Origin of the sequence: Pectobacterium odoriferum, assembly GCF_009931295.1 — a bacterium.
GTDB classification, from domain to species: domain Bacteria; phylum Pseudomonadota; class Gammaproteobacteria; order Enterobacterales; family Enterobacteriaceae; genus Pectobacterium; species Pectobacterium odoriferum.
Map to the genome: position 1 here is coordinate 170844 of NZ_CP034938.1, position 11306 is coordinate 182149.

General features: G+C 48.2%; 9 protein-coding genes and 1 pseudogene. 3 read left to right on the forward strand and 7 right to left on the reverse strand.

Going from position 1 to position 11306, the window contains the following annotated elements:
• Positions 1–14: 14 nt before the first annotated feature.
• Positions 15–713, forward strand: coding sequence for an envelope stress response regulator transcription factor CpxR (gene cpxR / locus EO763_RS00730; protein WP_010308725.1), 699 nt, complete (start codon positions 15–17; stop codon positions 711–713).
• Positions 710–2080, forward strand: coding sequence for an envelope stress sensor histidine kinase CpxA (gene cpxA / locus EO763_RS00735; protein ID WP_161527780.1), 1371 nt, complete (start codon positions 710–712; stop codon positions 2078–2080). Before cpxR ends, cpxA begins: the two co-directional genes overlap by 4 nt.
• Before the next feature lie 127 nt (positions 2081–2207).
• On the opposite strand, the gene EO763_RS00740 is transcribed toward cpxA, so the two are convergent.
• The gene (locus EO763_RS00740; protein ID WP_161527781.1) at positions 2208–3140 is read right to left on the reverse strand and encodes a LysR family transcriptional regulator; all 933 of its coding nucleotides are present in this window, start codon (positions 3138–3140) and stop codon (positions 2208–2210) included.
• A 314-nt stretch (positions 3141–3454) separates the two neighbouring features.
• Between EO763_RS00740 and EO763_RS23465 the strand changes: the two are divergent.
• Positions 3455–3695, forward strand: a pseudogene (locus EO763_RS23465) (IS5/IS1182 family transposase); the annotation flags it as partial.
• Positions 3696–4006: 311 nt separating this feature from the next.
• Here the strand turns inward: EO763_RS23465 and EO763_RS00745 are convergent.
• From EO763_RS00745 to EO763_RS00770, 6 genes are all read right to left on the reverse strand, one after another.
• Positions 4007–4609 (reverse strand): DUF1120 domain-containing protein, encoded by a 603-nt coding sequence (locus EO763_RS00745; RefSeq protein ID WP_161527782.1) that lies wholly within the window; start codon positions 4607–4609, stop codon positions 4007–4009.
• A gap of 10 nt (positions 4610–4619) precedes the next feature.
• Positions 4620–7055: a fimbria/pilus outer membrane usher protein gene (locus tag EO763_RS00750; protein ID WP_161527783.1), complete on the reverse strand. Its 2436-nt coding sequence runs from the start codon at positions 7053–7055 to the stop codon at positions 4620–4622.
• 10 nt (positions 7056–7065) lie between these two features.
• Positions 7066–7764 (reverse strand): fimbria/pilus chaperone family protein, encoded by a 699-nt coding sequence (locus tag EO763_RS00755; RefSeq protein ID WP_161527784.1) that lies wholly within the window; start codon positions 7762–7764, stop codon positions 7066–7068.
• A gap of 99 nt (positions 7765–7863) precedes the next feature.
• Positions 7864–8574, reverse strand: a complete 711-nt coding sequence (locus EO763_RS00760) for a DUF1120 domain-containing protein (RefSeq protein WP_161527785.1) — start codon at positions 8572–8574, stop codon at positions 7864–7866.
• A 434-nt stretch (positions 8575–9008) separates the two neighbouring features.
• Positions 9009–9719, reverse strand: coding sequence for a DUF1120 domain-containing protein (locus tag EO763_RS00765; RefSeq protein ID WP_161527786.1), 711 nt, complete (start codon positions 9717–9719; stop codon positions 9009–9011).
• Positions 9720–10269: 550 nt separating this feature from the next.
• Positions 10270–10866 carry a hypothetical protein gene (locus tag EO763_RS00770; RefSeq protein WP_161527787.1) on the reverse strand — a complete coding sequence of 199 codons (597 nt, stop codon included), beginning with the start codon at positions 10864–10866 and terminating at the stop codon, positions 10270–10272.
• Between the last annotated feature and the right edge of the window lie 440 nt (positions 10867–11306).

Sequence of the window (11306 nt, forward strand, 5' to 3'; positions counted from 1 at the left end):
GAGGTAGAGAAAACATGAATAAAATTCTGCTGGTTGATGACGATAGAGAACTGACCGCTTTACTGAAAGAATTGCTCGAAATGGAAGGTTTTAACGTCGTTGTCGCCTACGACGGCGAGCAGGCGTTACAGATATTAGATAACACCATTGACCTATTATTACTGGATGTGATGATGCCGAAGAAAAACGGTATCGATACATTAAAAGAACTACGACAACAGCATCAAACACCGGTCATCATGCTGACCGCCCGCGGCAGCGAACTGGACCGCGTTCTTGGTCTGGAATTGGGTGCCGATGATTATCTGCCAAAGCCCTTTAACGACCGAGAACTGGTGGCGCGGATTCGCGCAATTCTCCGCCGTTCCAATTGGACCGATCAACAGCAGGCGGGGGATAACAGTGCCCCGACGCTAGAAGTCGATGGTCTGCGTCTGAACCCCGGACGACAGGAAGCCAGCTTTGACGATATCGTGCTGGATCTGACGGGCACCGAGTTTACGTTGCTCTATCTGCTGGCACAGCGGCTGGGACAGGTGGTTTCCCGCGAGCATTTAAGTCAGGAAGTGCTGGGGAAACGGCTGACACCGTTTGATCGCGCGATCGATATGCATATCTCGAACCTGCGACGTAAATTGCCAGAACGCAAGGACGGTCTGCCTTGGTTTAAAACGCTGCGTGGACGAGGCTATTTGATGGTATCGGCTGCATGATCAATAGTTTGACCGCTCGCATTTTTGCCATTTTCTGGTTAACGCTGGCGCTGGTACTCATGCTGGTTCTGATGGTGCCCAAGCTGGACTCGCGCCAGCTTACCGCCTTGCTGGAAAACGAGCAGCGGCAGGGCATCATGCTGGAACAACACATTGAAGCAGACCTCGCCAACACGCCAGCTAACGATCTGCGCTGGTGGCTACGGCTGTTCTGGGTGCTGGAGAAGTGGGCTCCGCCCGGGCAGCGGCTTTTTCTGGTCACCAGTGAAGGTCGGATCTTCGGCGTAGAAAAGCATGAAACCCCGATTGTGCGTAATTTTATCGGGTTATCGGATAACGCCGATCATCCGCAAAAGAAAAATTACGGCCGCATTGAGCTTCTTGGCCCCTTTGCGATCCGCGATAGTGATGACAACTACCAGCTTTATCTGATTCGTCCCGCCAGCAGCCCGCAGTCAGATTTTATTAGTCTGCTGTTTGACCGCCCTTTGCTGCTGCTAATCTTCACCATGTTGATCAGCTCACCGCTGCTGCTCTGGCTCGCCTGGAGTCTGGCGAAACCCGCACGTAAGCTCAAACATGCTGCCGACGAAGTCGCCAAAGGCAATTTACGCCAGCACCCTGAGCTGGAATCTGGACCGCAGGAGTTTCAGGCGACCGGCGTCAGCTTTAACCAGATGGTCAGCGCATTGGAGCGGATGGTCACCGCGCAGCAACGTCTACTGTCGGATATCTCTCATGAGCTACGCACGCCGCTGACACGCTTGCAACTGGCAACGGCGCTGCTGCGTCGACGTCAGGGTGAAGGCAACGAACTGAACCGCATCGCGACAGAAACCCAGCGGCTCGACAGCATGATTAACGATCTGTTGGTGCTCTCACGCAATCAGCACAAGAACGAGCTAACCCGCGAGTTCCTGCGTGCCGATGAATTGTGGGGCAATGTGCTGGATGATGCCGCTTTTGAAGCCGAGCAGATGGGGAAAACGCTGGAGGTGCCCTATCCTCCGGGGCCGTGGACGCTCTTTGGCAACCCTGCCTCGCTCGACAGTGCGCTGGAAAATATTGTGCGCAACGCGCTGCGTTATTCTCACAACCACATCGAAGTGGCCTTCTCGGTGGATAATCAGGGCATCACCATCAAAGTGGATGACGATGGCCCCGGCGTGAGCCCGGAAGATCGCGAACAGATTTTCCGCCCCTTCTACCGTACGGATGAAGCGCGTGACCGTGAATCCGGCGGCAGCGGTTTAGGGCTCGCCATCGTAGAAACTGCCATTACACAGCACAAAGGCTGGGTAAAAGCGGCAGACAGTCCACTGGGCGGATTGCGCCTAATCATCTGGCTGCCGTTGCATCAGCGGTAAACCAGACAGAGGCGAAGACTATCCTGACGCATGAGTTTTCTCTCAATGCGTCAGGACTCCTTCGTAAGCCAGAAAACGTAGTCTATTTAGAAATAACGCCGCAGAAAGGCTTTGCGGTGTAACCAAGCTACTGAATACATTCCCCAAACGAGAGTTCCTCCCACCTCTGCTGTATGTATTTTCTAAAACTAATCATCAAAGGGGATTGATACTCTCTATATCTCCACACCAGATAAGTCTCTAGCGTAGGTATTTTCCAGTCTGGAAGAACCCATTTTAATTCTCCAGAATTAAGATAGTCTCGAACAAACCAATACGGTGCAGCAATACCAACACCCTTCCCCTCTAAAACCAGATTGACTATCGCCGTAATATTATTTGACGTTAATCTCGCGTCAATTTTTATCGATTGCTGAACACTCTCATCCTCTTTTGTGAATGTTAAATCCGCCAGTGATGGGTGGTTTAACATCAACACATTATGAGCATCAAGATCGTTAGGATTGACAATTTTATTATTTCTATGTAAATAATCAGGGGTAGCACACACCACAAGGGGCATCGGTGTTAATTTACAATGAACGAGGTCAGGACTATTCATGAACCCGCTTTTCAGCACCAAATCGTCAAATTCAGGAGAACTCACCGACAAATCACATCCTTCCCTTGAAAATAAATCAATGCTAACGTCTTCGTGCTCACCTATATAGTCAAAAACCCATTGATTCGAGATGTTTTCGCACATAATACTCGGGGCGGAAAATCTAAGCTTCCCACAAATTTTACCCGTATCATCCCCAATTTCAGAGAGTAACGAGTAGACTGAAGAGACGATAGTCTTCGCTTTTTGGTAGGTAAAATTTCCTGCGTTTGTTATTTCAATTCCACGAGAGTTTCTGCGCAACAATGTGGAACCCAGCAATGACTCCGTCTTGGCAATTGATTTACTGATCGTTGACACGCTCGTACCCAGCTTTTTCGCGGCCAATGAAAAACTACCACATTCAACAACAGTGTAAAAAACAACCCAATCATTTATTAATTTATTTTTATAAAGCATAACAACAACCTTAGTTAAAATTAATTAAATTGCAATTTTATTCTCTTAAAGTAAAAATTTTCTATTATTTTATTGAATATCATTTTTATATACTTCAGGCAATAATAAATTGCGGATTGACATAGGCTGTGTTGAATAAATCGAATTTTCGGCGGGAAACAGGATCAGATCGCTCTCACCCCTGACAGCGCGTGGCAAAGCAGAAGTTCAAAATCACCAATTGGAAAACCTATGTGGAGAGATAGCGCATCTGGTCATTGATTCCACCGGGCTGAAAGTGTTCGGCGAGGGGGAATGGAAGGCCAAAAAGCACGGAGCGGAATCAGGCAGTGGCGTATCAGCGGCTGACAGGCAACAACAAGTTATGGAAAGAGAAAATGGGCTATCACCTGCGTTCAGTGGCGGAAACGGCGATGTCGCGGGTAAAAAAAAGTGTGTGTGGGACGGCTGACGCTACGGAACTACGATGCGCAGGAGGGTGAATCAATGGCGTTAGTGAAAGCACTAAATATCATGACATTACTGGGTATGCTGCACAGCGTGCGCATTACCTAAAAGGTGTGGGAACAGTTTTGCTGTATCTCGAAAAGTATTTATTCAACAAAGCTATTAACATAACTAAGATAATTAATCTTATTATCATTTTCGCAACAAATACTTTTTGAAATATATAAATATATATAATATCAAAGCTAATTATTTAACTTTACACCAATGACTCTCTGCTTCAAGTTGGCTGCGTTTAAATACTCAGCCTAAAGGGGCGCCGCAAGCGGCGTTCAAATCGGCTTAGCCGATTTGTCCTTACTCACCCCTGTCACCTGCTCTGGCAATTGACTGGGGTGTGACAAAACATGCCAGTCACGCTAATTGATCAACGTGAACGTCAGTATTGATTCGCTGCGCTGCGGACTACTGACCTGGGCCTCTGATTCTGCCAATATCGGTTGTATCTCCACGCGTGCAGTCAAGGACTTACCCGCGGCAATTCTCCCCTCAAGTACGGGCACCAATTGCATTCCAGGACTTAATATCACCGCCCGACCGCCGTTATTTGTCACTTCCCCCGTCGGCGTCAGTACTTGCAGTTCTACCGCATTCCCATCCAACTGTGCATCCATCAGGCGCAGGCGGGTAACACCGTGTTCACCGTAACGCAATTCTCCCCGTTCACCGCCTTCCCCCTGAACCAGCAACTTAATGGTTCGGGTGTATGGACAAACCACACTCAGCATCAGTGAACGCATACCGGGAGAGACGGTGCCTTTTGCAGCATCCTGCAACTGCCAACGTGACATGATGCCGTAATCGACCACTGGATTGCTAACTGATAAGTGACAGCGATTATCGGTTAGCCGCTCTGGCACCACGCTGCCCATAGTGTCAGGATGTGGAATTAGGTCAGCAGTGCTGGAAAAGGTTACACCCGCCAACAGCGCCAACATCCACCGCCTACAAAACATGTTCATATCATTATCCTTATCGACAAGTTGCCGCTGCGTTTTCATAGAAGCCAAGGCTCTCAACGGCTTCCGGCAGGTCAAGCTTCATACTACACACCGTCCTACCCGAGCTTTGCACCTCCAACAGCATGCCAGGAGCGGCATCTGGCACAAAAACCGAGCCATCGTCACCGACCACGGTGATTAGGTTGCCGGAATCATCAAATACGCTGGCACCCGGCTGAATACGTTTACCGTCCGCCATCATCGTTTCAACCAGCACGCGACGCGTGCGTATAACGTCAAAATCTACTCTACCAATAGCGCCCCGCGCCATTTCGGCATCCTGCCAGGCATTGCTGACATCGACATTTTTCGCCAGACTACGGGTATCGATTTGAACACCTGACCGGCGGTAGCCATTCAGTGTCGGCAGTACTGCATACCCCCATCGGTTAGTCCACACCGGGCCTCCTGGTGTATCCAGTCGTACCCCCGATTCTTTCCCCACCCGAGCAATACCAAAGGTCTCTGCTACCCGGTAAGGAGAGAGGGTTGCCCCTCCTTCATGGAACACTGCGCCACCGCTGGCACGCGCAGACCAATTCGTATAATTATCACTATCATGGCTTAGGCTAGCACTGAGTTGACTGACTGGCGTCACGAAATCCACATTGCCACTGGCAGAAGTGCGATTGTTGCGTAAATCGCGATCGGTTGCGATGCTCCAGCCGCGGTCTTGACTGGTGCGCTCGCTGTAGCGAACACCAGTACGGGTATTACGTTTGGACGTGTTCAGGTAACTATTGATATCTCGTCCCTCACCTAGCGGCATACTGAACGAGACGTATAAGCGGTCATCCGCTCTGCCATTGATCGTAGCGGTATTGCGCTCAAGACTAACGCTCAGATAGGCACGTTCAAACTGACGGCTCCAACTGCCACGCAGATAGTCGGTGTTGTTACCAGCAAAGGTAGTACTACGCGCCCATGACAGCGAAAAACTGCCAAGCACCTCTTCCGACCAGCTGACACCGCTTCCCCACTGATAGCGGCTTCGGCTTTGGCTATTCGGGTTATCCAAAGAATCCCGTTGCAACGCATCACTCAGTTCTCGGTATTTGGAGGTCTGCTGACTCCCGGTGACGTTGACACTAAGGCGTTCGCTCAGGCTGTGGCTGAGAATGGTAGACGCCAAAGCGCCAGTGTTCCCGCGATCTACATCCTGAGCCAATGTAGCCTGAAGGCTGAGGCTAGTTGGGTCAAACAGTTGAGTTTCCAGATTCACGGAGCCGGCACGATAGGGAGCGGAACCCAATACTCCTGCATTAAGGCTTGTGAAGGGCGTCATCTGCCAACCCGTGGCGATAGTTCCCACTAGGGGAGATTGACCATACTGCTGCTCAAGACGGCCCGCACCAAATGACAAGCCAGGAGAAACCCGAGGTACACGCGTCAACAAAGTAGCCGCAGGGACGGTAAACTGACGTGTCTGGCCATTGCTACCAGTCAGGGTAACAACCAGATCGCTACGGGTATTAAGTAGAGAAAAACCCTGTAATCGGAAAGGGCCTGCCGGTATGGTTGTACTGTAAACCAACACGCCAGACTGGCGAACTTCGACCACAGAGGGCGTCTCCGCCACCCCCTCAACCAGCCCAGCACCACCGTTACCGGAGGTCAAAGCCGACTCAGGAAACATTTGGAAGCCTTGAACCTGACCCGTGCCGAACAGTGAATTCGATAAGCCAATCTGACCGAGTTGCAACACCTTTTTAAGGCCGACAAAACTACGCTGTGCATAGGCAGCCTGATGGCTAATACGGTTCTGATTATTAAAGCGGGTAAAAGTCTGGCGGCTGCGCATAATCCAATCTCCAGCATTGAGTCCCGCTTCGGTATCGACCTGACTGAAATCAATGCTCCCCATCCCGCCGGATGAATTCATGTACTGAGCAGAATAGTTGAGCATGCCGGCCACGCCGCCATGCTGCCAGTTGCCATCATCAGTATCTGACGAACTGAGCGCTTCAGTGGGGACGATCAGATGGAGCTTACCCTCGCCTGGCTCAGGCCGTATTTCAGCTTGCGGCCAGGCACGACGTAGGTCAAAACAGGCGATACTCTCTGCATAATCAGGTGGTGAAGCCAGCCGAGCCTGACGCTGAAAGGCGCGATCGGCACACAATGTGCCTTTCTCATCAAAACGCACTTTAATGCGTCCACGATGATCGCCGTTTACCGTCAGCACTACGCTTGACTCCCCGGGCATAAAACGTGGTGCATGGCTAAATAGTTTGGCAATGCTAGGGTCAATTCCACGTTCCTTCAGAACATCAGTATCAAAGGTTAGATGATCATGATCGGTGTTATCGATAGCTGCGCGGGCTAAACCAACACAGCCGACGGCGAGCAACAGTGGAAGAACGCAACGCCATGGTCGATGTTGGCTAATGCACGAATAATATGACATACCACTTCCCTCATGGCAGCAGAGGTGCTTCGTAACTATCGACAGTAAAGCCCCAAGTAGTTGCTGGTGATATCTTTACTCGGTCTGTCGCTCCCCCCGTTTTCTTCACCTCGCTGGTAAGCATCAGTTGCTGCCCCGGCAAGATATAAGTATGCGGCAGTACCCAGGTCGAACGATCTGGCAATGTCGTGACGCCCGCCCCAAGGCGAACAACGTATGGCGATGGGTTATGGACGCTCAGCTTTCCTTCCTTGAGTGACCATATGAGGCGTTTCCAGGGAGCCTCATCACGGGCAAGGCCAGCAGGACGAATGATGACTGGCAGGTTCTGTCGTACGGTCATGCGCACGATGTTCTTGTCTTTTTCCTGCGGGGTCACGCCTTCAAATATCACACGCTTGAGGCGTTCGGTTTTAAGCGGTGTTTTCGTGGTCAGCATGAAACGCACACGCTGGGTCTTTCCGGGTTCGACACGGGCAGTTGGCGGGGTGATGATAAGCAACTTTTCCTCGTCCTGTTCGATATTCTTCAGCGTCGTCAGCAGCAGTACGGGAAAGGTGTCAGTGTTTTTCAGGTTGATAGCACCCTCTCCATCACCTTCCTCAACGATAACTACTGAAGACTCAGGCAACATGCCTGTGGCATGGGCGTTGGTGGCAAGCAACCACAGCGCAGCAAGTGAGGCTGCGAAAAAAGTAGAAAAATTCATACGAAACTCCATTGGTCCCAGAAAGTAAAAGAAATGAAAATTGGCCAGATGTGGCCAGAAAGACCGGGCGCGAAGCCCGGTCAACCGCTGATAAGCGTGTTATAAATAGACCAGTTCCAGCGTGGTCAACCCATCCAGCTTGACGGGTTTGGAGAGGTCAAGCGCAGAGGCCCGAGTGATATAGGCCTGCACACCCAGTTTGCCGGCAACCGCTTTGAACGCGATGGGGGTTGTACCGCCTTTTGCTGCCCAGGTAAGCTGATGGCTTTTATTACTGACATTAAACAGAGAACCATTATCAAATGTCTTGGTGCTCCATTTGTCGGATGAATTTTGGCGCACTAGCAATGAGGAACTCTGATCATCAACGGTATAGGAATCCGGTACAAACCGGATGCCATATCCTCCGATGTTTTCACCGTTATCAGACTTTCCTAAGCCCACAACATTTATAGATGCCGTATTAAAGAGTTTCCCCTTAAACACCTTATAACCGCTAGTACTGTCAATTGCATCAGTACTCGTATCGGCCTTCACACCGATAGCATTCACCGCGACTTTGGCAGGGGCATCACACGTTATGGAAAAATCTACCTGTTTTTCCTCTAACACCGTATAGGTATCTTTGTTTAGCGACGTAGGCGAAATAACACCATAATCAATGGTGCCACCGCCAGTCAGTGCTGGTTTACAGGCCGCCGGCGTGATGGTGCCAATCACTTTGACATCAATGCTCTCCGCCATGACACCGGTCGATGTTGCGGTCAACACTGCCAGTGCACAGGCGGTTTTTGTTACTTTATTCATCATAATAACCTCTCTATCTTATGTATTAATAGAATCGGAAGAAAGTACTCTCTTATGAATTAATAGAATCGGAAGAAAGTACTCTCTTATGAATTAATAGAGTCGGAAGAAAGTACTCTCTTATGAATTAATAGAATCGAAAGAAAGTACTCTGTCCGACGGGTAATAGTGAGAATATCCTCCAAAAATCATTGAATAAATGACAAAAAATAGCAATTCAGCACTGCCATAATTGGAGTGTTCTCTTCAGTTATCACATCACCGAAAATTTATTTTACTAACGTCACGTATTCCATTAGAGAATAAAACATCTCTCCCTATAACGTGTAAAATAGGCACGAGAAAATTCTCGATTTCCTAAAATAAATAAACAAGGATTGACCCCAATGAATCGAGAAAAGGCCGGACACAAAACCGATCAATCGCAGATAATTGCATTACAAATAGACCAGTTCCAGCGTGGTCAACCCATCCAGCTTGACGGGTTTGGAGAGGTCAAGCGCAGAGGCCCGAGTGATATAGGCCTGCACACCCAGTTTGCCGGCAACCGCTTTGAACGCGATGGGGGTTGTACCGCCTTTTGCTGCCCAGGTAAGCTGATGGCTTTTATTACTGACATTAAACAGAGAACCATTATCAAATGTCTTGGTGCTCCATTTGTCGGATGAATTTTGGCGCACTAGCAATGAGGAACTCTGATCATCAACGGTATAGGAATCCGGTACAAACCGGATGCCATATCCTCCGATGTTTTCACCGTTATCAGACTTTCCTAAGCCCACAACATTTATAGATGCCTCATTAAAGAGTTTCCCCTTAAACACCTTATAACCGCTAGTACTGTCAATTGCATCAGTACTCGTATCGGCCTTCACACCGATAGCATTCACCGCGACTTTGGCAGGGGCATCACACGTTATGGAAAAATCTACCTGTTTTTCCTCTAACACCGTATAGGTATCTTTGTTTAGCGACGTAGGCGAAATAACACCATAATCAATGGTGCCACCGCCAGTCAGTGCTGGTTTACAGGCCGCTGGCGTGATGGTGCCAATCACTTTGACATCAATGCTCTCCGCCATGACACCGGTCGATGTTGCGGTCAACACTGCCAGTGCACAGGCGGTTTTTGTTACTTTATTCATCATAATAACCTCTCTATCTTATGTATTAATAGAATCGGAAGAAAGTACTCTGTCCGACGGGTAATAGTGAGAATTACACTCACAGAATCATTGGGTAAATAACAAAAATAGCAATGAGATATCTCTATAGCGAGATCATTTTTTATTTACATTACTATCAAATATATTTTTATTCTCATATCTATAGAAACTGCATTTTCGTTATTTTTACAAAAAAACTATCGTTAAATAATTCCGTTTGCCAATAAAAATAAATACAGTAAGAAATGACTTTCGATAAGTATCAACAAACACGCTAACGAGGTAAACAAAAAAATAAAAAAACAAACGTTTCCAAAATGGAAAACCTCATACACCCTAAATAATTTGAGTTGTAGGAAGGCGGCAAGAGAAGGAATCCCGATGAGCTTACTCAGGTGAGTGACAAATCTGCCAAGGGCAGATTTGAACGCTGCTTGCAGCGACCCCAACGGGGCGAGGCACACGTAAGTGTGCTGAGTATCGTAGCCAACTCACATGCAACTCAAATTATTTAGGGTATAGTCCTGCACGCCTAGCGTGCCAGCAACCATTTTGCAAAAAAACGAAGCTTTCTCGATATCTTTCCCCACGGGTATTGCTGATGTTTACCAGGAGTATTACACATGGTGTCATTGTTAATGATTTGGCGTTTCCATACCCCAGATATATTGTGGTGCAGTAATAATGACGTGTTACCATCAACAATATAGGCATCCCGTACAGCCCAGATACCATACTTCTCGGTTTTTTTATCGACATCAAGTAGCCCAGTATCTGTCACATTGATAGATTTCGGATGTAAAGGTTCACCTTTAAATACACCATAACGACCTGCTTGACCGCTAAGTGCATTCGTCTCGGTGGCATTTACCGTTCTCCAAGTGGGAACATCCTTCGTTATTGTAAAGCAGAGCTGTTTTGCATCCCATATAGTAACGGTATCTTGTTTTAGTGAAACAGGTGAAATAACACCGTAATCAGAGCAGCCGTTACCGACAAAAGTGAGCTTGCAGGCCATCAGATGAATGGCATCTATAATTTTTACGTCAATGCTTCCAGCCATCACCTTGGGTGGAAGCATCGCCAGCAAGGCCAATGTACAGACGACTCTCCCCTCTGTGTTCAGCATAGTATTACCTCTTACAAGGGTTGATATAATATCGAAAAACGCCATCGCATCCGGTGGATAGTGGTGAGAATAGCGTTCACAGGGTTATTGAGTTAATTGGAAAAATCATGAACGCGAGACATCGCTATACCCTAAATAATTCAAGTTTCAGGAAGGCGGCAAGGGAAGGAATCCCGATGAGCTTACTCAGGTAAGTTATTCGGGTGACTGACAAACCTGCCAGAGGCTGGTTTGAACGCTGCTTGCAGCGGCCCCAACGGGGCGAGACACACCCAAGTGTGTCGAGTAGCGCGGCCAACGCACATGCAATTTGAATTATTTAGGGTATATAATGAGATACTCTTTCCTATTAACGTTATTACTTAACGTAAAATATTGAAAATTTTACATTTATTTTTTCAATAAATAATTGGGTTTTCCTAAATTAAAACCACCCTATA